At 55.3% G+C, this 21312-nt stretch carries 20 protein-coding genes and 3 tRNA genes; 10 read left to right on the top strand and 13 right to left on the bottom strand.

The genetic code is table 11. The annotated features are described in order from the left end of the window. Nucleotides 1–14: 14 nt before the first annotated feature. The 6 genes from AM329_RS23435 to syd form a co-directional block, all read right to left on the bottom strand. Nucleotides 15–1355, bottom strand: coding sequence for an enolase C-terminal domain-like protein (locus AM329_RS23435; protein ID WP_003862733.1), 1341 nt, complete (start codon nucleotides 1353–1355; stop codon nucleotides 15–17). After that, entirely contained in the window at nucleotides 1355–2710 is a 1356-nt protein-coding gene (gene gudP / locus AM329_RS23430; protein ID WP_003862734.1) for a galactarate/glucarate/glycerate transporter GudP, read from the bottom strand. The genes AM329_RS23435 and gudP overlap by 1 nt, the downstream gene beginning before the upstream one ends. A gap of 308 nt (nucleotides 2711–3018) precedes the next feature. Next, complete coding sequence (locus AM329_RS23420) at nucleotides 3019–3468, bottom strand: flavodoxin (protein WP_023295346.1); 450 nt, start codon at nucleotides 3466–3468, stop codon at nucleotides 3019–3021. 15 nt (nucleotides 3469–3483) lie between these two features. Continuing rightward, nucleotides 3484–4269, bottom strand: coding sequence for a tRNA pseudouridine(65) synthase TruC (gene truC, locus AM329_RS23415; protein ID WP_003862739.1), 786 nt, complete (start codon nucleotides 4267–4269; stop codon nucleotides 3484–3486). Continuing rightward, nucleotides 4266–4595 carry a YqcC family protein gene (locus AM329_RS23410; RefSeq protein WP_023323686.1) on the bottom strand — a complete coding sequence of 110 codons (330 nt, stop codon included), beginning with the start codon at nucleotides 4593–4595 and terminating at the stop codon, nucleotides 4266–4268. Before AM329_RS23410 ends, truC begins: the two co-directional genes overlap by 4 nt. 631 nt (nucleotides 4596–5226) lie before the next feature. Beyond that, a complete protein-coding gene (gene syd / locus AM329_RS23400) occupies nucleotides 5227–5772 on the bottom strand; it encodes a SecY-interacting protein (RefSeq protein ID WP_032610056.1) in 546 nt (181 codons plus the stop codon). Nucleotides 5773–5841: 69 nt separating this feature from the next. Between syd and queF the strand changes: the two genes are divergently transcribed. The 5 genes from queF (at nucleotide 5842) to xni (ending at nucleotide 12257) form a co-directional block, all read left to right on the top strand. After that, entirely contained in the window at nucleotides 5842–6684 is an 843-nt protein-coding gene (queF, locus tag AM329_RS23395; RefSeq protein ID WP_032610057.1) for an NADPH-dependent 7-cyano-7-deazaguanine reductase QueF, read from the top strand. A gap of 116 nt (nucleotides 6685–6800) precedes the next feature. Beyond that, nucleotides 6801–8165 carry a nucleotide 5'-monophosphate nucleosidase PpnN gene (ppnN, locus tag AM329_RS23390; protein WP_003862748.1) on the top strand — a complete coding sequence of 455 codons (1365 nt, stop codon included), beginning with the start codon at nucleotides 6801–6803 and terminating at the stop codon, nucleotides 8163–8165. Between the two features lie 504 nt (nucleotides 8166–8669). Next, entirely contained in the window at nucleotides 8670–9959 is a 1290-nt protein-coding gene (locus AM329_RS23385) for an HAAAP family serine/threonine permease (protein WP_003862749.1), read from the top strand. 62 nt (nucleotides 9960–10021) lie between these two features. Further along, entirely contained in the window at nucleotides 10022–11389 is a 1368-nt protein-coding gene (locus tag AM329_RS23380; protein ID WP_003862751.1) for an L-serine ammonia-lyase, read from the top strand. A gap of 112 nt (nucleotides 11390–11501) precedes the next feature. After that, nucleotides 11502–12257, top strand: coding sequence for a flap endonuclease Xni (gene xni / locus AM329_RS23375; RefSeq protein ID WP_003862753.1), 756 nt, complete (start codon nucleotides 11502–11504; stop codon nucleotides 12255–12257). Between the two features lie 57 nt (nucleotides 12258–12314). Here xni and rlmM read toward each other — a convergent pair whose 3' ends face one another. The 4 genes from rlmM to AM329_RS23355 form a co-directional block, all read right to left on the bottom strand. Continuing rightward, nucleotides 12315–13415: a 23S rRNA (cytidine(2498)-2'-O)-methyltransferase RlmM gene (gene rlmM / locus AM329_RS23370; RefSeq protein WP_003862754.1), complete on the bottom strand. Its 1101-nt coding sequence runs from the start codon at nucleotides 13413–13415 to the stop codon at nucleotides 12315–12317. Then, a complete protein-coding gene (locus AM329_RS23365) occupies nucleotides 13408–13803 on the bottom strand; it encodes a DUF423 domain-containing protein (protein WP_003862756.1) in 396 nt (131 codons plus the stop codon). Before AM329_RS23365 ends, rlmM begins: the two co-directional genes overlap by 8 nt. A gap of 39 nt (nucleotides 13804–13842) precedes the next feature. Beyond that, complete coding sequence (gene gcvA, locus AM329_RS23360; protein WP_003862758.1) at nucleotides 13843–14760, bottom strand: glycine cleavage system transcriptional regulator GcvA; 918 nt, start codon at nucleotides 14758–14760, stop codon at nucleotides 13843–13845. Between the two features lie 350 nt (nucleotides 14761–15110). Then, nucleotides 15111–15338 carry a YgdI/YgdR family lipoprotein gene (locus AM329_RS23355; protein ID WP_003862759.1) on the bottom strand — a complete coding sequence of 76 codons (228 nt, stop codon included), beginning with the start codon at nucleotides 15336–15338 and terminating at the stop codon, nucleotides 15111–15113. 191 nt (nucleotides 15339–15529) lie between these two features. On the opposite strand from AM329_RS23355, the gene csdA reads away from it, so the two are divergent. Next, the gene (csdA, locus tag AM329_RS23350) at nucleotides 15530–16735 is read left to right on the top strand and encodes a cysteine desulfurase CsdA (protein WP_022651789.1); all 1206 of its coding nucleotides are present in this window, start codon (nucleotides 15530–15532) and stop codon (nucleotides 16733–16735) included. Beyond that, a complete protein-coding gene (gene csdE / locus AM329_RS23345) occupies nucleotides 16735–17181 on the top strand; it encodes a cysteine desulfurase sulfur acceptor subunit CsdE (RefSeq protein ID WP_003862762.1) in 447 nt (148 codons plus the stop codon). Before csdA ends, csdE begins: the two co-directional genes overlap by 1 nt. Here the strand turns inward: csdE and tcdA are convergent. Next, nucleotides 17172–17978: a tRNA cyclic N6-threonylcarbamoyladenosine(37) synthase TcdA gene (gene tcdA / locus AM329_RS23340; RefSeq protein WP_006811804.1), complete on the bottom strand. Its 807-nt coding sequence runs from the start codon at nucleotides 17976–17978 to the stop codon at nucleotides 17172–17174. The genes csdE and tcdA overlap by 10 nt on opposite strands. Nucleotides 17979–18053: 75 nt before the next feature. Next, nucleotides 18054–19151, bottom strand: coding sequence for a murein transglycosylase A (gene mltA, locus AM329_RS23335; RefSeq protein ID WP_003862765.1), 1098 nt, complete (start codon nucleotides 19149–19151; stop codon nucleotides 18054–18056). Nucleotides 19152–19359: 208 nt separating this feature from the next. Between mltA and AM329_RS23325 the strand changes: the two genes are divergently transcribed. The 3 genes from AM329_RS23325 (at nucleotide 19360) to AM329_RS23315 (ending at nucleotide 19805) form a co-directional block, all read left to right on the top strand. Then, nucleotides 19360–19436, top strand: a tRNA-Met gene (locus AM329_RS23325). A 171-nt stretch (nucleotides 19437–19607) separates the two neighbouring features. Further along, a tRNA-Met gene (locus AM329_RS23320) sits at nucleotides 19608–19684 on the top strand. A gap of 44 nt (nucleotides 19685–19728) precedes the next feature. Then, nucleotides 19729–19805, top strand: a tRNA-Met gene (locus AM329_RS23315). Nucleotides 19806–19894: 89 nt separating this feature from the next. On the opposite strand, the gene amiC is transcribed toward AM329_RS23315, so the two are convergent. Further along, nucleotides 19895–21148: an N-acetylmuramoyl-L-alanine amidase AmiC gene (amiC, locus tag AM329_RS23310; RefSeq protein ID WP_003862766.1), complete on the bottom strand. Its 1254-nt coding sequence runs from the start codon at nucleotides 21146–21148 to the stop codon at nucleotides 19895–19897. Nucleotides 21149–21312 lie beyond the last annotated feature (164 nt).

Genomic DNA, 21312 nt, shown 5'->3' with positions numbered 1-21312 from the left:
GTTCGATCCTTTTATCAGTGACGTCCAAATACAGGGCGCTTACGGTCAAATGTCCAGCCGGGGATAAGGTACTGCATCGGGCCTGCGTCGTTGCGCGCGCCGCCCGGCAGTTTTTTATACGCTTCATGCGCCTTGTGGATCTGATCCCAGTCAAGCTCCACGCCCAGCCCCGGCGCATCCGGCACAGCAATTGTGCCGTTTTTGATTTCAAGTGGATTTTTGGTCAGGCGCGCTTCGCCTTCCTGCCAGATCCAGTGCGTATCGATGGCGGTCGGGTTGCCCGGCGCCGCCGCGCCAACGTGGGTAAACATCGCCAGCGAAATGTCGAAATGATTATTGGAGTGGCAGCCCCAGGTGAGGCCCCAGTCATCGCACAGCTGCGCCACGCGCACCGCGCCGGAAAGGGTCCAGAAGTGCGGGTCCGCAAGCGGTATGTCCACTGCATTCAGCATCACCGCATGGCCCATTTCGCGCCAGTTTGTGGCGATCATGTTGGTCGCAACCGGCAGCCCGGTAGCGCGGCGGAATTCGGCCATCACCTCGCGGCCAGAAAAGCCCTGCTCGGCGCCGCACGGATCTTCCGCGTAGGTCAGCACGTCGCCCAGCCCTTTGCACAGCGCGATAGCTTCATCCAGCAGCCAGGCGCCGTTCGGATCGACGGTGATGCGTGCCTCCGGGAAGCGTTTTTTCAACGCGCGCACGCTGTCAATCTCCTGCTCGCCCGGCAGAACGCCGCCTTTCAGCTTGAAGTCTTTAAAGCCGTAGCGATCCTGCGCCGCCTCTGCCAGGCGTACCACCGCTTCGCCAGAGAGCGCCTCCTGATGACGCAGGTGATACCACTCGTGGCTGCCCGGCGAGCGTTCCAGATACGGCAGATCGGTTTTCGTCCGGTCTCCAACGTAGAACAGATAGCCCAGCACCGTTACCGCATCACGCTGTTTGCCTGGCCCCAGCAGTTCGCAGACCGGCACGTTCAGCGCCTTGCCCAGTAAATCGAGGAGAGCCGCCTCCAGCGCCGCCACCGCGTTAACTCGCAGTTCAAACGTCCAGGCGCCTTTGCCGAAGGTATCAAAATCCGCCGACTGGTTGCCCTTATGCACCCGCTGAACCACCTTGTTCAGGCGGGCGACCTCCTGCCCAACCACCTGCGGGATAGCGTCGACCAGCGTCTGGTAAATCACCTCTCCGCCAGGCGCTTCCCCGACGCCGGTATTCCCTGCGCTGTCGGTCAGCACCACAATGTTGCGGGTGAACCAGGCGTTATGCGCGCCACCAATGTTGAGCAGCATGCTGTCCTGCCCCGCCACCGGGATGACCTTCATCTCCGTCACGATCGGGCTTGATTGCGTTGTCATCATCCGCGCTCCCCAACAGGTTTCAGTTCGATTCGTTTGATGTCACCCACCAGCACCAGGTAACTGAGTACCGCCACCAGCGCATGGACGCCTACATAAATCAGCGCACCATTGAAGGAGCCGGTGGTGCCGACGATGTAACCGATAGCGATTGGGGTGACAATGCCGGAAATGTTGCCAAACATGTTGAACAGACCGCCGCTCAGGCCGCTGATCTCTTTCGGCGCGGTATCTGCCATCACCGCCCAGCCCAGTGCGCCAATGCCTTTACCGAAGAAGGCCATCGCCATAAAGCCGATAATCATCCACTCCGCGCTGACGTAGTTACAGAACACCATGGTCATGGAGAGCAGCATGCCGAGCACGATTGGCGTTTTACGCGCAATATTCAGCGAACCGGTACGACGCATCAACCAGTCGGAGATGACCCCGCCAAGCACCCCACCCACGAAGCCGCAGATGGCCGGCACGGAGGCGACAAACCCCGCCTTCAGAATCGACATGCCGCGCGCCTGCACCAGGTAAACCGGGAACCAGGTGATGAAGAAGTAGGTTAAGGCGTTAATGCAATACTGGCCGAGATAGATACCGATCATCATTCGTGAGCCGACGAGTTGTTTGATCTGCCCCCATTTCTGGCTGAACGGGACCTTAGCTTTCTGGGTTTTCTGATCCATGTTGATCAGCGCCCCTCCTTCAGCAATGTAGTCCAGCTCTTTCTTGTTCACGCCCGGATGCTGGTTTGGTTCGTGGATCACTTTCAGCCAGATGAAGCTGATGACGATCCCCAGCCCGCCCATGAAGAAGAAGACGTGTGACCAGCCCACCTCATGCGTCAGCCAGCCCATGATTGGCGCGAAAATAACCGTCGCAAAGTATTGCGCCGAGTTAAAGATCGCTACCGCCGTTCCCCTCTCCTGCGCCGGGAACCAGGCGGCCACAATACGGCTGTTGCCAGGGAACGATGGCGCTTCCGCTAAGCCCACCAGGAAGCGGAGGGTAAAGAGCGCAATGATAATGCCGAAGCCGCTAAAGATATCCACGAAGCCCTGTAACAGGGTAAACATCGACCAGATGAAAATGGACCAGAAATAGACCCGTTTTGAGCCAAAGCGGTCCAGCAGCCAGCCGCCAGGGATTTGGCCGATTACGTAGGCCCATGAAAATGCGGAGAAAACATAACCCATACCCACCGGATCAAGTCCGATGTCCTTTGCCATCTCAGAGCCGGCAATGGATAACGTGGCACGGTCGCCGTAGTTGAAAGAGGTGACGATAAACAGCATCACCACTATCCAGTAGCGGGCGTTGGTGCGCTTCTCAGCGCTGCTCGCCGCGTGGCTTAATGTACTCATTGTTGCACTCCTGAAACATAGCTTTCGCCTGGTTCATTCTGTACAGCACCTGTAGGGTAATCAGAATGAGAGATTTGTGTTTGGTTTTGGTACGGCCAGAAGCCGTTTTATAGTGACGGGAAAAGTATATGAAGGAGTGACCGGTTCTCTCACCGTGCAGGAACACAACATTGACGGGCGTGGGGAACGTGGTTTGGGGCATAAGCCCAAAGTGGTGGAAGATACTTCACGGAATTGAGGATAGGATGCGGCTTCGTTGCCGGGTGGCGGCTTCGCCTTACCCGGCCTGGCGTTCGTTTAGTACAGGGTTAGTTCAGGAGCGTGGCCCAGTGTTCAACCCAGGGATTTGACTCGCTTTCTGGCTCAGGGTGTTCACCTGCATCAATCAGCAACATCTCTCCGACGCGCTGAGCGCTCTGTTCCTGCAACAGCGCGTCGAACTGCTTACCGCCGCCGCAGAAATTGGCGTAAGAGCTATCGCCGAGGGCAATGATGCCATAGTGAACATCTGGCTGATAACCAAGCTGGTCTTTAATGCCCTGGAAAAGCGGGACGATGCTGTCCGGTAGATCGCCCTGCCCGGTGGTGGAGGTCACCACCAGGATGTATTTATCTTTATACTTTTCCCAGTCCGCCAGCTCCGGATCTTCATAGACCGTTGCTTTATGGCCCTGGTTTACGAGGATTGCTTCCGCTTCCTCCGCCACCAGCAGCGAGTTGCCGTACATTGTGCCGACAAAAATGCCTACTTCAGCCATGCTTTGCTCCCGTAATTATTGCGCTTGCTGTTCATCCTGAACGTTGCCTGCGGCAAACTCAACCCTTTCATTTTCGGGGAGTTGTCCCAGCCAGCCAAACTGTGACAGCGCCTGCATCCAGACCTTGTCCAGCCCCGCGCGAATAGTCAGCGGTTCGCCGGTAAACGGGTGCGTCAGGCGTAGCTCGCTGGCGTGCAGCATCAGCCGGTTACAGCCAAAGTGCTCGGCCGCGCTGCGGTTCTGGCGCAGATCGCCGTGCTTGCTGTCGCCGATAATGGGGTGGCGCAGATGTGCAAGGTGACGGCGAAGCTGGTGCTTGCGCCCGGTTTTGGGCAAAAGCTCCACCAGACTGTATCGCGTGGTCGGAAATTTGCTGGTCGCCACCGGCAGTTCTGTGGTCGCCATACCACGATAGTCGGTCACCGCTGGCTGCGGGCCTTTATCGTCGCGGGCAAATTTATCGGCGATTTTATCCAGTTCCTCCACCAGGGGATAATCAAGCGTGGCGGAATCCATCAGCCAGCCACGCACGATGGCGTGGTAGCGTTTCTGGATCTGGTGCTGTTCAAACTGCTGCGCCAGCAGGCGCCCGGCCTCACTGGAAAGCCCCATCAGCAGAACACCAGAGGTTGGCCGATCGAGACGATGGGCAGTAAAAACGTGCTGACCGATTTGATCGCGCACGGTTTGCATGACCACCACTTTCTCATCGCGATCGAGCCAGCTACGGTGCACCAGCCAGCCGGACGGTTTATTCACCGCCACTAACCACTCATCCTGATAAAGGATCTCAAGCGTCATGCATCGTCACCGGCGAAAAGCGCATCCAGCTTCTCCAGCTCCACCAGCATCATAGTACGCGCCGGGTGGGTCGCTTCCAGCGCCATTTCGTAATAGGGAGAGACGGCAAAAGACGCGGGCAACGCGTGGCCACCTTCCAGCAGCGCATGCATACGCGGAATTAAGACCCACTGGAGCCACTCGAACGGGTCCAGCGTATCCAGACAAAACGGTTGGGTGCTGGCGAACGCGTCTGGCTGCGGCGCGTTATCCTGCCACAGCTGATGCTGGCGCATAAGGGCTTCGATGGCGTGCAACTGCGCACGAACGCTGTCATGATGCGACATATATACCTCAACTGAAAAACGGAATGGCGCGAAGCATAGCATTGCGGAAGACAGAAATAAAAAAGGGAGCACTGTAAAAACAGTGCTCCCGGTTCGTTTCGCAGCATTCCAGCTACAATACGTGCTCCCTGCTCATCCGTGACAACTTTTCCTGATGCCCGAAGGCCTGGTCATCCCTTTACCTTTTGCTTCCTGCTCACATCGTCCTGATGTGTAGGTTTCATCCTGAAACGTCCTGGCCATCCTGACCCACCGACCATCCTGACCGGCTCTCGTTCTCCTTCCTGGAGGTGTCCCTTACGCATCCTGCGTGATCCACTTTGCTTCATCCTGAAGCCTTCCTGCGGCGTCATCCTGACGTGTCCCTGGTAAGAAACGCCATCATCCTGATGTTCGTTTCTCGTGTCGGCATCCTGTCGACACAGATAGAATCCGCTATTCTGCTTCGTCTTACAACCCACCTTGTGAGCAATGTAAGCCAGGCGAAACGGGGGATTTCCTTTCAGAAAACCACTAACTTATTGAAAGAGAAGTTAATATTAATCTGAAATTCCTAAGACAATGCTAATTGTTTCGGCGATGTCTCACAGCGCGTGTAAGAGATCTCTCACACGCCCAGTAGCATCATGGATTACAGAAGAGGCTCAATTCGGGTAAGGAAATCCGCAAGTGAAGGCGCGAGAACGTCGCGATTGCGGGTGCCGAGCGTCTCTTTAATGACCTCGCCAGACAGGTTGCAGACAGAAATGACGTCCAGTTCACTGTCGAGCGTCGCAATAAAGAGAGTCGGAGAGAGCTTAAGCCGTTTTTGCGTGACCAGGTGACCAATGAGGTTTTCCTGAACGCGTTGCAGATCGTCTTCGCTCCAGGTTTGCAGCAGCGTCAGCGGCTGTCCTGCAAAACATGCAGTCATATCCCCGGCAAACTGCGTGGTATAAAATGCATGAAGCGCAGGTTGTATCACAAGGTCCATCGCGCGTTCAACAGCATTTACATTCTGCTCGCCCATGAACGGTTTCGGTTGCCAGATAACGTAATCATCCTGCGAAGCGATAATGCACGGTGACGGCACGCCACATAAGTCAGTACTTTGCGGCCACGTCCCCCGCTTTTCATGCCAGGCATCGCAATAGCGGGTCGTGAAGGACGTCAGGGCATTTGCAGTTTCGATATCCACCGATTTCTCTCTTCTTGTAAGACAGGATAAACTCAGCCCATAAGTGTACCTGTAAAGTGGCTATGAAACATGTCTTACGAAAATCATCAGGCGTTAACGGGCTTAACGCTGGGAAAATCGACCGATTACCGCGACACCTACGATGCAAGCCTGTTGCAGGGCGTGCCGCGCAGTCTGAACCGCGATCCGCTCGGGCTGCACGCTGACGCGCTGCCGTTTGTCGGCGGCGACATCTGGACGCTGTACGAACTCTCCTGGCTGAATGCGCGCGGTCTGCCGCAGGTGGCCGTGGGCCACGTCGAGCTGGATTACGCCAGCGTAAACCTGGTCGAATCCAAGAGCTTTAAGCTCTATCTCAACAGCTTTAACCAGACCAAATTTAACAGCTGGGACGAGGTGCAACAGACGCTTGAACGTGATTTAAGCGCGTGCGCGCAGGGGAACGTAACCGTCTCGTTATACCGTCTGCATGAGCTGGAAGGTCAGCCCATCGCCCATTTCCACGGCACCTGCATCGACGATCAGGACATTGAGGTGGAAAGCTATGAATTTAGCAGCGACTACCTGGAAAACGCGGCGGGCGGAAAAGTGGTCAACGAGACGCTGGTCAGCCATCTGCTGAAATCCAACTGCCTTATCACCCATCAGCCGGACTGGGGCTCGGTACAGATCCAGTACCGCGGCCCGCAGATTGAACGTGAAAAGCTGCTGCGTTACCTGGTGTCATTCCGTCATCACAACGAATTCCACGAGCAGTGCGTGGAGCGCATCTTCAACGACATCCAGCGTTTCTGCCAGCCCGAAAAGCTGAGCGTTTACGCCCGCTACACCCGTCGCGGCGGCCTGGATATCAACCCGTGGCGCACCAATAGCGATTTTGTGCCTGCCACCGGACGACTTGTGCGCCAGTAAGATAAATATTTTCACAATATGCGGGCGGTATTCCGCCCGAAGTGTTGTGAAACGTCATAAGCCAGGGCTATTGTAATCAACAGGGAAAGACGATAATCGTCCCATAAGGAGCTCACTTGATTACACATATTAGCCCGCTTGGCTCTATGGATATGTTGTCGCAACTGGAAGTGGACATGCTTAAACGCACCGCCAGTAGCGACCTTTATCAACTGTTTCGTAACTGTTCACTTGCCGTACTGAACTCCGGAAGCCTGACCGACAACAGTAAAGAGCTGCTGTCCCGCTTCGAAAGTTTTGATATCAACGTGCTGCGCCGCGAGCGCGGGGTGAAGCTCGAAGTGATCAACCCGCCGGAAGACGCTTTTGTCGACGGACGTATTATTCGCTCACTTCAGGCCAACCTGTTTGCCGTGCTGCGCGACATTCTGTTTGTTAACGGACAGATCAGCAATGCCGGACGTTTCCAGCATCTTGACCTGGAAAGTTCCGTTCATATCACCAACCTGGTCTTCTCCATTCTGCGTAACGCCCGTGCCCTGCACGTGGGCGAAGCGCCGAACATGGTCGTCTGCTGGGGCGGTCACTCCATTAACGAAACCGAATACCTGTATGCCCGCCGCGTAGGGACGCAGCTCGGCCTGCGCGAACTGAATATCTGTACCGGTTGCGGTCCTGGCGCGATGGAAGCGCCGATGAAAGGCGCGGCAGTAGGACACGCACAGCAGCGCTATAAAGAAGGCCGTTTTATCGGCATGACCGAGCCATCGATCATCGCCGCTGAGCCGCCTAACCCGCTGGTTAACGAACTGATTATTATGCCGGATATCGAAAAACGTCTTGAGGCGTTTGTCCGTATCGCGCACGGCATCATCATCTTCCCGGGCGGCGTAGGCACGGCGGAAGAGCTGCTTTATCTGCTGGGGATCCTGATGAACCCGGCCAACAAAGATCAGGTTCTGCCGCTGATCCTGACCGGCCCGAAAGAGAGCGCCGACTACTTCCGCGTGCTGGACGAGTTTATCGTGCATACGCTGGGCGAAGATGCGCGCCGTCACTACCGCATTATTATTGACGATGCCGCAGAAGTGGCCCGTCAGATGAAAAAAGCGATGCCGCTGGTGAAAGAGAATCGTCGTGATACCGGGGATGCCTACAGTTTTAACTGGTCCATCCGTATCGCACCGGATCTTCAGATACCCTTCGAGCCGTCGCATGAGAACATGGCGAACCTCAAACTCTATCCGGATCAGCCGGTGGAAGTGCTGGCTGCCGACCTGCGTCGCGCCTTCTCTGGCATCGTGGCGGGGAACGTGAAAGAGGTAGGGATCCGCGCAATTGAAGAGTTCGGGCCGTATAAGATCCACGGTGACCCGGAGATGATGCGCCGCATGGATGACATGTTGCAGGGCTTTGTCGCTCAGCACCGCATGAAGCTTCCAGGCTCTGCCTATATTCCGTGTTACGAAATCATCAAGTAAAGCGACATTTTTCTCCTCTCAAGCCGGATCGTCATCCGGCTTTTTTATTAGTGATGCAATTCATAGCGATCTTCAATGTTATTAACAAATCTGACGCCTGCGCAAACGATTACCTCGATTTTGAAACCGTAAATAATCAGCCTTAATCGAAATTACCCGCCAGAAAATCCTAAAATCCCATTTCTTTACAGCGAAAGACACCTATCTCGCGGGTCGACCTTTTCGAAAACATGTCGTTAATGGTAGCCTTCGCGCCCGTAAATTCTCTTTGATGTTTTTTTAACAGATAAATGGTCTAAAGATACCCACATCACAAGTGGATTATTGCATTTGGGATCGCGATCACTGATAGATTCATAACTAGAATGTATCTTTCCGCCCGCCAATAGTTACGGGCAAAAATTATTAAAAAACCGTCACTGAACGAATTTCATATTACCGTCAGGCACTTTTTCATCGGATTTGACTAAAAACCTGACAATTTGCTTCCTCCAGGAGATACAGATGGAAACCACTCAAACCAGCACCGTTGCTTCGATTGAATCCCGAAGCGGTTGGCGCAAAACGGATACCATGTGGATGCTTGGCCTGTACGGCACAGCAATCGGCGCTGGTGTACTGTTCCTTCCTATCAACGCAGGTGTCGGCGGTATGATCCCGCTGATCATCATGGCCCTCATCGCTTTCCCGATGACCTTCTTTGCACACCGCGGCCTGACCCGCTTCGTGCTGTCCGGTAAAAATCCGGGCGAAGACATCACTGAAGTCGTTGAAGAACACTTCGGCGTCGGCGCAGGTAAGCTGATTACCCTGCTCTACTTCTTCGCGATTTACCCGATTCTGCTGGTGTACAGCGTTGCTATCACCAACACCGTTGAAAGCTTTATGATGCACCAGCTTCAGATGACCCCGCCGCCGCGTGCGATTCTGTCCCTGATCCTGATCGTCGGTATGATGACCATCGTGCGCTTCGGCGAGCAGATGATTGTGAAAGCGATGAGCGTGCTGGTGTTCCCGTTTGTTGCGGCTCTGATGGTGCTGGCTCTGTACCTGATCCCACAGTGGAACGGCGCTGCGCTGGAAACCCTGTCTCTGAGCAGCGCATCCACGACCGGCAACGGTCTGCTGCTGACCCTGTGGCTGGCGATCCCGGTGATGGTATTCTCCTTCAACCACTCGCCAATCATCTCTTCCTTCGCAGTAGCGAAGCGTGAAGAGTACGGCAATGGCGCAGAGAAGAAGTGCTCCAGCATCCTGGCTCGCGCGCACATCATGATGGTACTGACCGTAATGTTCTTCGTGTTCAGCTGCGTGCTGAGCCTCTCCCCGGCGGATCTGGCGGCGGCGAAAGAGCAGAACATCTCTATTCTGTCTTACCTGGCAAACCACTTTAACGCACCGCTGATTGCGTGGATGGCGCCGATCATCGCGATTATCGCCATCACCAAATCCTTCCTGGGCCACTACCTGGGCGCACGTGAAGGCTTCAACGGCATGGTGATTAAATCTCTGCGTGGTAAAGGCAAGACCATTGAAATCAACCGTCTGAACAAAATCACTGCACTGTTCATGCTGGTGACCACCTGGGCGGTAGCCACCCTGAACCCAAGCATTCTGGGCATGATTGAAACCCTGGGCGGCCCGATTATCGCGATGATCCTGTTCCTGATGCCGATGTACGCGATTCAGAAAGTGCCTGCGATGCGCAAATACAGCGGCCATATCAGCAACGTGTTCGTTGTTGTGATGGGCCTGATTGCCATCTCCGCTATTTTCTACTCGCTGTTCAGCTAATACCTCCTGCGCCGTCTGCGGACGGCGCACTTCTCCCCTCTGACTGAAGCAATGGACGCATCATGATTAGCGTATTCGATATCTTCAAAATCGGTATTGGTCCTTCCAGCTCTCACACCGTCGGACCAATGAAAGCCGGTAAACAATTCACGGATGACTTGATTGCACGCGGCATTTTGCACGACATCACCCGCGTGGTTGTCGATGTATATGGTTCCCTTTCCCTGACCGGTAAAGGCCACCATACCGATATTGCCATTATCATGGGGCTGGCGGGTAATCTGCCGGATACCGTTGATATTGATGCAATACCTGGCTTTATCCAGGACGTGAACACCCACGGTCGTTTGCTGCTGGCGAACGGCGAGCATGAGGTTGAATTCCCGGTTGATCACTGCATGAATTTCCATGCGGATAACCTGTCGTTGCACGAGAATGGCATGCGCATTACCGCGCTGGCCGGCGACAAAGCGGTTTACAGCCAGACGTATTACTCCATCGGCGGCGGGTTTATCGTCGACGAGGACCATTTTGGTCAAAGCACCAATTCTGCTGTTGATGTGCCGTACCCTTACAAAAACGCGGCCGACTTACAGCGTCACTGCCAGGAGACAGGGCTTTCTCTCTCCGGCCTGATGATGAAAAACGAGCTGGCCCTGCACAGCAAAGAGGAACTGGAACAGCACTTCGCTAACGTCTGGGAAGTAATGCGCAGCGGCATTGAGCGCGGGATCACCACCGAAGGCGTGCTGCCGGGTAAACTGCGTGTTCCGCGTCGTGCGGCTGCGCTGCGCCGCATGCTGGTCAGCGCCGACAAAACCACCACCGATCCGATGGCCGTCGTCGACTGGATCAACATGTTCGCGCTGGCGGTGAACGAAGAGAACGCCGCGGGCGGCCGCGTCGTCACCGCACCAACCAACGGGGCGTGCGGCATTGTTCCGGCGGTCCTGGCGTATTACGACAAGTTTATCCGCGAAGTGAACGCAAACTCACTTGCACGCTACCTGCTGGTCGCCAGTGCGATTGGCTCACTGTACAAGATGAACGCCTCAATTTCTGGCGCGGAAGTAGGCTGTCAGGGTGAAGTGGGCGTAGCCTGCTCTATGGCGGCGGCGGGTCTGGCCGAATTGCTGGGCGCAAGCCCTGCGCAGGTTTGTATCGCGGCGGAAATCGGCATGGAACATAACCTGGGGCTGACCTGCGATCCGGTCGGCGGACAGGTCCAGGTGCCATGCATCGAACGTAACGCCATCGCCTCGGTGAAAGCAGTGAACGCGGCCCGTATGGCGCTGCGTCGTACCAGCGAACCGCGCGTCTGCCTCGACAAGGTTATCGAAACCATGTACGAAACCGGCAAAGATATGAACGCCAAATACCGCGAAACCTCCCGCGGTGGCCTGGCGATGAAGATCGTCACCTGCGATTAAGCCTCTCAGAAAGCCTCGTTTTGCGAGGCTTCTTCCTGTTTTCCCCACCATTCATAGTTTCATGCTGCGCTCAGTGTTACCCTTCACCCATTAGACAGAAGGGAGATTATCTGTGGCCGTTCATTTGCTTATCGTCGATGCTCTTAACCTGATTCGCCGTATTCATGCGGTACAGGGCACACCCTGCAAGGACACCTGTTTACACGCGCTGGAGCAGCTTATCCGCCACAGTGAACCCACCCATGCGGTCGCGGTTTTTGATGACGAAGCCCGCAACACGGGCTGGCGGCACCAGCGCCTGCCGGACTACAAAGCCGGGCGTGCGCCGATGCCGGACGATCTGCACGCAGAAATGCCCGCTATCCGCGCGGCCTTTGAGCAGCGCGGCGTTCCGTGCTGGGGCGCCCACGGTAATGAGGCTGACGATTTAGCCGCAACGCTGGCGGTTAAAGTCGCGAGCGCCGGACATCAGGCGACTATCGTTTCAACCGACAAAGGCTACTGCCAGCTGCTCTCCCCCACTATCCGTATTCGCGACTATTTTCAAAAACGCTGGCTGGACGCGCCGTTCATTGCCAGCGAGTTTGGCGTATCGCCTGAGCAACTGCCGGATTACTGGGGGCTGGCGGGGATCAGCAGCTCTAAAGTGCCGGGTGTCGCCGGTATTGGACCCAAAAGCGCCGCACAGCTGCTGACGGAGTTTCAGAGTCTGGAAGGGATGTACGCCCGGCTGAACGAGGTGCCGGATAAATGGCGTAAAAAGCTGGAGGCGCATAAAGAAATGGCGTTTATCTGCCGGGAGGTGGCGACGCTACAGACGGATTTACAACTGGACGGGAATTTACAGCAGTTAAGGTTAGAGCGTTAAAACAACTACACGATTTTGTAGGCCCGGTAAGCGCAGCGCCACCGGGCGTTACAAACGTTATCGCTCGTCGCGACGCCCCCCCACGGCCGCCCACCAGCGACGGATATGCACCGTCACTTCTTCGCGGTCGTGATAAAGCTGACGCGCCTGGATTTCCGCGTTAATCCCGTGTTCATCCAGCTGCTGCTGAATATAAGCCAGGTTCTGCGACACCTCTTCGTAGCGCTTTTTCATCGGCAGCTTGAGGTTGAAAATCGTCTCACGACACCAGCCGTTCACCAGCCAGGAGGCCATCAGCGCGGCCACTTTCGCCGGTTTCTCAACCATGTCGCACACCATCCAGGAGATGTTGTTGCGGTTCGGGCGATAGCGGAAACCGTCTTCACGCAGCCAGGTGACCTGTCCGGTGTCCATCAGGCTTTGCGCCATTGGGCCGTTATCAACGGACGAAACCCACATGTTGCGTTTCACCAGCTGATAGGTCCAGCCGCCCGGGCACGCGCCAAGGTCGACGGCATACATGCCGTTTGCCAGCCGTTCGTCCCACTCGTCCGCCGGGATAAAGACGTGAAACGCCTCTTCCAGCTTGAGGGTTGAACGGCTCGGCGCATCTGCCGGGAAGCGCAGACGCGGGATCCCCATAAAGAACGGCGAGTTATTGGTGGTATACGAGTAGCCTGCGTAACAACATCCTGGCGCAATAAAGAAGATATGCACGACTGGGCGCTTTGGCGTTTCGTAGTTTGTCAGCACACCTGCATCACGCAGCGCCGCGCGCAGCGGCACGGTGAACTTACGGCAGAACTTCATCAGCTCTTTGCTTTCGTTGGTGTCGGCCACTTCCACGCGCAAATCGCCGCCCTTCTCCACCACACCCTGCAACAGGCCAACAATCGGCGTGATGCGATCTTCCGGCGGAAGATCTTTCAGCAGTTCGCCCGCGACAAACATCTGACGGGCGAAAATCAATGAGCTGAACGGCAGTTCGCGCGCCAGCTTGTCGGCATCATCAGGCTGATAGCATTCAAATACCACATAGCCCGCGTTCTCTTTGACGCGAGCGAATCCAAAGACTTCACGCTTCGCCGCTTTATCGGTGATTTCCGCGGCGCACTCTTTCTCAAACCCCGGGCGACAATATAAAACAACCTTATTCATGAACAACGCCCTTGCGTTTCAGACGGATAGCTCCGATAAACATTAACACCCAACCCGCCAGGAAGCTGACGCCGCCGACAGGTGTAACAAACGCCCACAGGCGTAAATGCGACAGCGCCAGACAGTAAAGACTGCCGCTGAACAGTACGGTACCCAGCGCCAGAAAGACGCTGCTCCAGTAAAACCAGATGCTGATGCGGCGCTGCATCGCCACCGCCAGCCCAAAAATTGCCAGCGTGTGGAACGCCTGATATTCAAGGCCGGTCTGGATCCAACCCATCTCCACAACGCCCAGAGATTTGCTTAAGACATGCGCGCCAAACGCGCCCAGAGCTACAAAAATAAAGCCACTCACCGCGGCGAAAATCAGCATGAATCGGCTGGTCATGTTTAAGTCCTGAATTGATGCGTGCCCGGCACACAAACGTTATTGTTCATACCTGAAGCGGAATTTTTCTTGCTCGCTTGCCGCTTTCGCCAGTATCCACTGCCGGAAAGCGGCTATTTTACCCAGTTCTGCCTGACTGTCATGACAAACCAGATAAAATGCATTCTTGCTGACCAGTACATCGTTAAATGGGCAAACCAGACGGCCTGCCTCAATTTCGGACTGCGCCATAACGTTGTTTGCCAACGCCACGCCCTGCCCGTGAATGGCAGCCTGTAGCACCATCGCGCTGTGGCTAAAAATGGGCCCCTGCTGCACGTTTATATGATTAAGACCTAACTGGCGGGTATAAGTTTGCCAGTCGCGACGCGAAGCATCGTGCAAAAGCGTATGTTGCGCCAGATCGGCGGGCGTTTTGAGCGCTTTATCCCCCGTCAGCAGCAGCGGTGAACAGACCGGCAACAGATATTCTGCGTATAATTTTTCCACACGCAAGCCCGGCCAGTTACCGCGACCGTAAAAAATCGCCACGTCCACATCATCTGCCAGCTTGTCTTCCTGACGGTCCACCGCCTGGATTCGGACATCGATTCCCGGATAAGTTGAGTTAAAGCTTGAGAGTCGCGGCACCAGCCACTGAATGGCAAAACTGGGCAATAAACTCACAGTCAGAGCGCCTTTTGCGCTCCGGGCCTGAAGCTTGCGAGTGGCTTCCGTCAGCTGGGAAAAAATCTCTTTAATATCCTGAAAATAGCTCTGCCCCTCTTCGGTCAACAACAACGAACGGTTGCGTCGACGGAACAGCTTAAGCCCCAGAAAATCCTCCAGAGACTTGATTTGATGACTTACTGCGGCCTGTGTCACAAAAAGCTCATCGGCTGCGCGCGTGAAGCTGAGGTGGCGTGCTGCTGCATCAAAAACACGTAATGCATTAAGGGGTGGCAATCGCTTGGACATGGTTATCTGGCTTAGATGTTAACGAGATTTAACATATAGGAAACAACGTTTAACCTATTAGTTTTTTTTATCTGAGCCATTATAATTTGTCCGTTGAGGAACTACCAGCAAATACCTATAGTGGCGGCACTTCCTGAGCCGGAACGAAAAGCTTTTTTTGGAATGCGTGTTCTGAAGGGCTTTTGGCTTACGGTTGTGATGTTGTGTTGTTGTGTTTGCAATTGGTCTGCGATTCAGACCACGGTAGCAACGCTACCAATTTTTCACTTCCTGTACATTTACCCTGTCTGTCCATAGTGATTAATGTAGCACCGCCAACTTGCGGTGCTTTTTTTTCGCTTATCTAACTGTTAATGCTCGATTTCCTTCATCTCTTTCACGTCAGTGCGATTGATCTGCTGTTTGTTCCCGTTAGCATCTTTGTATGAAATCATCCCGGTATCATTATCGGTTGTCGGTTTCCCTTCAGAGACGATAGATCGACCATCGTTGGTATGCATTACGTAGTTATTTCCAGAACAGGCGCTCAGGGCAAAGGTCAACGCACAGGCAGAAATGATTGCAGCTGTCTTTTTCATGATTATCTCCTTTAGCAATTAATGCTATTCAAACCTCGATTTATAACAGGCTAAAACATCCGCCTAACACTATTTAGCATAACCTGCTTTTTCAGACTCGCCAGGATAAGCAGACAAATCTGATAGATATCAACTTCCTTGCCCTGCCGATGAATTTGCGCGACGATCGTAGAATCGATATGAGGAATTCCATGAACGCTTTCAGTCCTGCGCAGTTTCGCGCACAGTTTCCCGCGCTGGCCGATGCCGGCATTTATCTTGATAGCGCTGCCACGGCCCTTAAACCGCAGGCGGTGATTGAGGCAACCCGCCAGTTTTACAGCCTGAGCGCCGGGAACGTGCACCGCAGCCAGTATGCCGACGCGCAGCGCTTAACGGCGCAATACGAAGCCGCACGGGATCAGGTCGCGCGCCTGATCAATGCTGACAGCGGTAAGAACATCGTCTGGACGCGGGGCACCACCGAGGCCATTAACATGGTTGCGCAATGTTACGCGCGTCCGCTGTTGCAGCCCGGGGATGAGATCATCGTCAGCGAGGCGGAACACCACGCCAACCTGGTGCCCTGGCTGATGGTGGCCGAACAAACCGGGGCACAGGTTGTAAAGCTCCCGTTGGGTGCGGACTTCCTGCCTGACGTGGCGCGTCTGCCTGAGCTGATTACGCCGCGCAGCCGTATTCTGGCGCTGGGGCAGATGTCCAACGTCACCGGCGGCTGTCCGGATCTGGCGCGTGCCATTGAGATTGCCCATGCCAGCGGCGTGGTGGTGATGGTCGACGGTGCGCAGGGTGTGGTGCATTTTCCGGCTGATGTGCAGGCGCTGGATATCGACTTCTATGCCTTCTCAGGGCACAAATTGTACGGGCCAACCGGTATCGGCGCGCTGTACGGCAAACCTGAACTGCTGGCCCGGATGACGCCGTGGCTCGGCGGCGGCAAGATGATTACCGAAGTCACCTTCGACGGTTTTAAAACGCAGGATGTGCCCTACCGCCTGGAAGCCGGTACACCGAACGTGGCCGGGGTTATTGGCCTGAGCGCGGCGCTCGAATGGCTGGCAGAAACGGACGTGGTTCAGGCTGAAAGCTGGAGCCGGGGTCTGGCGACGCTGGCGGAAGAAGAACTGAAAAAACGTCCGGGTTTTCGCTCGTTCCGCGTGCAGGACTCCAGCCTGCTCGCCTTTGATTTCGCGGGCGTGCACCATAGCGACATGGTAACGCTACTTGCCGGATACGGCATTGCCCTGCGTGCCGGACAGCACTGCGCCCAGCCGCTGCTGGCGGCTATTGGCGTGAGCGGTACCCTGCGCGCCTCGTTTGCACCGTACAATACAAAAAGTGACGTCGATGCGCTGGTTTCCGCCGTCGACCGCGCCCTGGAATTACTGGTGGATTAATGACAAGTTCAGCTTTAGCCGGACACCCGTTCGGCACCGTTATTACTGAAGAGACGTTAAAACAGACCTTTGTCCCGCTCACGCAGTGGGAAGATAAATATCGTCAGCTGATCCTGCTGGGCAAACAGTTGCCTGCACTGTCAGACGAGCTGAAATTACAGGCGAAGGAGATCGCAGGCTGCGAGAACCGCGTCTGGCTTGGGTTTAGCGTATCCGGTGAGAAACTGCATTTCTTCGGCGACAGCGAGGGACGCATTGTTCGCGGTCTGCTGGCGGTGCTGTTGACCGCAATCGAAGGGAAAAGCGCCGCAGAGCTGCTGGCGCATTCTCCGCTGGCGCTGTTTGATGAGCTGGGACTTCGCGCGCAGCTTAGCGCCTCGCGCGGTCAGGGACTGATTGCGCTAAACGACGCGGTGCTGGATGCCGCCCGTCAGGCTCAGGCCTGACGTTCCGCCTTCGCCATCATCTTCTTCAGGGCGTGAGAGACCGCCACAAAGCCGAAGGAGGCGGTCACCATGGTGGCCGCTCCAAACCCAGAGGCACAATCCATCCGCTTTGGCCCTTCCGCCGTGCTTTTCATCGCACAAACTGAACCATCCGCCTGCGGGTAGACCAGCGCTTCGGTGGAGAACACGCAGTCGACGCCCAGCTTGCCCTTGCTGTTCTTCACCACATTGAAGTCGCTCTTCAGGCGTTCACGCAGCTTGGCAGCCAGCGGATCCTGAATGGTTTTCGCCAGATCCGCCACCTGGATCTGCGTCGGATCGATTTGCCCGCCCGCGCCGCCGGTCGTGACCAGCGGCACCTTGTAACGACGACAGTAAGCGATCAGCGCCGCTTTTGGCCGCACGCTGTCGATGGCGTCAATCACATAGCTGTAGCCTTTGCTCATGTACTCCGCGACGTTATCTGCCGTCACAAAGTCGTCGATCACCGTCACCCGGCACTCCGGGTTGATGAGACGAATACGCTCCGCCATCACCTCGGACTTCGCCAGACCGACGTTATCACGCAGGGCGTGGATCTGACGGTTAGTGTTAGTCACGCAGACATCATCCATATCAATCAACGTAATTGCGCCAATGCCGGTTCTCGCCAGCGCTTCTGCCGCCCACGAACCCACGCCACCAATGCCCACCACGCAGACATGCGCATCCGCGAACAGTTGCAGGGCTTTTTCACCATATAACCGTGCCGTGCCGCCGAAACGCTGGCGCCAGGCATCGCTGATTACCACAGACATAAAACCTCAGATGTAAAAAGGGTGAGGTATTCCTCACCCTGAACCGTAATCCGTCTTGCGCTCAGAATACCACAATCAGCCGCTGAATACGTTTCCGGTACCCGGCGCTGTCTTCAGCACCCACACGCGTCCGTAGTGGTTATACCAGCCTGCACGATGGCCGGCATCCGGGCCGATGCCCTGATAAATGTCGAAGTGCTGGCCTTTGATCGCCCCACCCACGTCCAGCGCCACCATCAGGCGTAATTCATATTTGCCGTTGAATTTGCCGTTGTTGTCGAGGAGTGGAACTTCCGCCAGCAGCGTGGTACCCGCCGGAATAATCGAACGATCCGATGCCACAGAAGCGCGGCCAATCAGCGGGACGGCGCTCGCCCCTTTCACCGGCGCAAAGTTCTGCGGTTTGAAGAAGACAAACGATGGGTTCTGCTCAAGCAGCTCACGCACTTCCGCTTCGCTGTGCTTTTCGCCCCATTCGCGGATAGCCTGCATCGACATATCTTCTCGTTTCACTTCGCCACGGTCGATCAGCACCTTACCGATGCTGCGATAGGCATGGCCATTTTTACCGGCATAGCTAAAGAAGTTCAGCGGCGAGCCGTCGCCAAAATCAATATAGCCACTGCCCTGCACGTCCATAATGAAGTTGTCCATCAGCGAGTTGCTGTAGGCCAGAACATAATTTTCGCTCAGCGCGCCGGCGTAGATCTCGGCGCGGGACGGCAGACGACCGCGTTTCGGCGGCATACGGTAAATGGGATACTGGAACTCGCCCTGGCGCGTGTGTCGCGCCTGGACAACCGGGGTGTAGTAACCGGTAAACTGGACGTTACCGTAGTTATCCGCCCCCTCCATCTGCCAGGCATCGATACCAAACTGGCGCATATTGCGGGTATCACCGCCTGCACGCAGCCAGTCCTGCACGGCACTATAAACGTTGTTCTGTGCGCCATACAGGCGCGGCGACGCTTTGCGGATCTGGTACACCTGCTCGGAGAAATCCCCGGCATTGATTGGAGCACCCACGGCATCGGGCTGGTTAACTAAAGAGAAAGGCTGGGATAATTTCCCGTCTTTATACTGTTGACCGCGATCGGTCGGTTTGGAAGAGCAGGCCGCAAGAATCGCCACCATTGCGCCTGTCATCAGATACTTCGCCCAACGTCCTTTCATTATATCTCGTCTTTTAGTTGCCCAATTCCGCGAGATGAAGATAACAAACCCACCGTGTTAATGAAATGCAATCGCCTTCCCTTTGGCAAATTCTGCACAAAAAATAGTCCAAAGTGGCTTTTGCCGTTCATTTTGCATACAAAATAATGAATTATGTGAAAAAGGGGTTGCATCACAAACCTATCCGAGTATAGTGCGCTTCCACGGACGCGGGGTGGAGCAGCCTGGTAGCTCGTCGGGCTCATAACCCGAAGGTCGTCGGTTCAAATCCGGCCCCCGCAACCAATTAAAATTTGATGAAGTATCTTCTACGACTGTAGAAGTTTTTGCGAAGTAGTTCGAATCACAGCAAGGCGACGACGCAGTGAATCCTTAGGAGCTTACTCCAGTAAGTGACTGAGGTGAACGAGGAAAGTCAACGCAGATGTGGTTTGAAATACGAAGCAAAAAGACGGACGCGGGGTGGAGCAGCCTGGTAGCTCGTCGGGCTCATAACCCGAAGGTCGTCGGTTCAAATCCGGCCCCCGCAACCAATCAAATTTGAAGAAGTAAGTTTCTACAAGTGTAGAAAGACGGACGCGGGGTGGAGCAGCCTGGTAGCTCGTCGGGCTCATAACCCGAAGGTCGTCGGTTCAAATCCGGCCCCCGCAACCAACACTTCTTAAAACAATAAACACCCTGAAGGGTGTTTTTTTGTATCTGGCGTTTGTGAAAATGCCGGGCATGATACCCGGCTTAATGCCCTACCCCCGCCGCGCCAGCGTTTCCCCGTCTGAGAAGTAGGCCCGGATCCCCGCCAGAATCGACTCCGCCACTTCCTGCTGGAATTTAGCCGTCTTGAGCTTACGTTCCTCTTCCACGTTACTGATAAACGCGGTTTCGACCAGAATGGAAGGAATATCCGGCGCTTTCAGTACCGCAAATCCGGCCTGCTCGACGCTGTTTTTGTGCAGCTTGTTGACCCGGCCCAGTTTGCCCAGCACCGCTTTACCAAACTTCAGGCTGTCGGTAATAGTCAGCGACTGCACCATATCAAACATCGTATGGTCGACGTAACGGTCGCCACTTTTGCTCACACCACCGATTAAATCCGAGGCGTTCTGCGTGTCCGCCAGGTATCTCGCCGCGGTGCTGGTCGCCCCTTTTGTTGACAGGGCAAACACTGAGGATCCGCTCGGCTGGCGGCTGGTGAAGGCATCCGCATGAATAGAGACAAACAGATCCGCGCGCTGCTTTTGCGCTTTTGCCACGCGGACCTTCAGCGGAATAAAGACATCTTCGTTGCGCGTCATATAGGCGCGCATATTGCCCTCTTTGTCGATCAACGCCTTCAGACGACGGGCAATTTGCAGCACCACATCTTTTTCGCGGGTGCGATATTTCCCGACGGCGCCGGAATCTTCTCCGCCGTGGCCAGGATCGAGCATGATCACAATCGGGCGATCGCGCCCCGCCTTGCCAGGCTTTGGACCACTTTGCGCTGGCGGAACCTGGCTGTCGAGATCGCCTTTGTTGTAATCCTCAAGTAATGCCAGGAGCGGATCCTGAATATCCGTCGCATTCGCCGGATAGAGATCCATCACCAGACGCTCCTTAAAGGCGGCAACAGGCGCAAGGGCAAAGAGCTGCGGTTTCACGTTCTGCTTCAGCTCAAACACCATGCGCACGGTTTGCGGATCGAACTGCCCGACGCGCGCCGATTTGATAAACGGATCGTCGCCACGGATTTGTGCTGCCATGCCTTTAAGCACGGAGTTGAGGTTCACACCTTCGAGATCAACCACCACACGTTCAGGATTGCTGAGGGCAAATTGCTTGTATTTCAGCACGCGATTGGACTCGACCGTCACGCGCGTATAGGTCGACGACGGCCAGACGCGCACCGCGACTACCTGGCTTGTGGCGGCAAGACCCACCTGGCTGACGCTAAGCAACCACATCGCCCCGGCCCCTTTTAACAGGCGGCGGCGGCTTATTGCTGAATTGGATCCCGACATGCTTCTCCCGAGCAAGAAATCTGATTGATGAACAAAACGCCCAAATTGACCGAAAACTTTAACGAATGACGCATAAACTGTCATCTATAAAAGGGTAAACAATCATACGTTAACGCACGGATTACTTATTATTTTCTGTGGGTCGCAGAAAATTTAGGCTTGCA

The sequence above is a fragment of the Enterobacter cloacae complex sp. AR_0002 genome (assembly GCF_001922365.1).
Lineage (GTDB): Bacteria > Pseudomonadota > Gammaproteobacteria > Enterobacterales > Enterobacteriaceae > Enterobacter > Enterobacter hormaechei_C.
Note: the sequence above shows the minus strand (reverse complement) of the source record. Positions and strands in the feature narration are given on the sequence as shown.

Bases quoted from the DNA above. Each gene is read 5' to 3' on its own strand.
- mltA (WP_003862765.1), bottom strand. From the start codon at position 19,151: ATGAAAGGACGTTGGGCGAAGTATCTGATGACAGGCGCAATGGTGGCG.
- AM329_RS23355 (WP_003862759.1), bottom strand. From the start codon at position 15,338: ATGAAAAAGACAGCTGCAATCATTTCTGCCTGTGCGTTGACCTTTGCC.
- truC (WP_003862739.1), bottom strand. From the start codon at position 4,269: ATGACGCTTGAGATCCTTTATCAGGATGAGTGGTTAGTGGCGGTGAAT.
- queF (WP_032610057.1), top strand. From the start codon at position 5,842: ATGTCTTACGAAAATCATCAGGCGTTAACGGGCTTAACGCTGGGAAAA.
- gcvA (WP_003862758.1), bottom strand. From the start codon at position 14,760: ATGTCCAAGCGATTGCCACCCCTTAATGCATTACGTGTTTTTGATGCA.
- gudP (WP_003862734.1), bottom strand. From the start codon at position 2,710: ATGAGTACATTAAGCCACGCGGCGAGCAGCGCTGAGAAGCGCACCAAC.
- AM329_RS23420 (WP_023295346.1), bottom strand. From the start codon at position 3,468: ATGGCTGAAGTAGGCATTTTTGTCGGCACAATGTACGGCAACTCGCTG.
- csdE (WP_003862762.1), top strand. From the start codon at position 16,735: ATGACAAGTTCAGCTTTAGCCGGACACCCGTTCGGCACCGTTATTACT.
- AM329_RS23435 (WP_003862733.1), bottom strand. From the start codon at position 1,355: ATGACAACGCAATCAAGCCCGATCGTGACGGAGATGAAGGTCATCCCG.
- tcdA (WP_006811804.1), bottom strand. From the start codon at position 17,978: ATGTCTGTGGTAATCAGCGATGCCTGGCGCCAGCGTTTCGGCGGCACG.
- AM329_RS23365 (WP_003862756.1), bottom strand. From the start codon at position 13,803: ATGACCAGCCGATTCATGCTGATTTTCGCCGCGGTGAGTGGCTTTATT.
- AM329_RS23380 (WP_003862751.1), top strand. From the start codon at position 10,022: ATGATTAGCGTATTCGATATCTTCAAAATCGGTATTGGTCCTTCCAGC.
- rlmM (WP_003862754.1), bottom strand. From the start codon at position 13,415: ATGAATAAGGTTGTTTTATATTGTCGCCCGGGGTTTGAGAAAGAGTGC.
- csdA (WP_022651789.1), top strand. From the start codon at position 15,530: ATGAACGCTTTCAGTCCTGCGCAGTTTCGCGCACAGTTTCCCGCGCTG.
- AM329_RS23410 (WP_023323686.1), bottom strand. From the start codon at position 4,595: ATGTCGCATCATGACAGCGTTCGTGCGCAGTTGCACGCCATCGAAGCC.
- AM329_RS23385 (WP_003862749.1), top strand. From the start codon at position 8,670: ATGGAAACCACTCAAACCAGCACCGTTGCTTCGATTGAATCCCGAAGC.
- amiC (WP_003862766.1), bottom strand. From the start codon at position 21,148: ATGTCGGGATCCAATTCAGCAATAAGCCGCCGCCGCCTGTTAAAAGGG.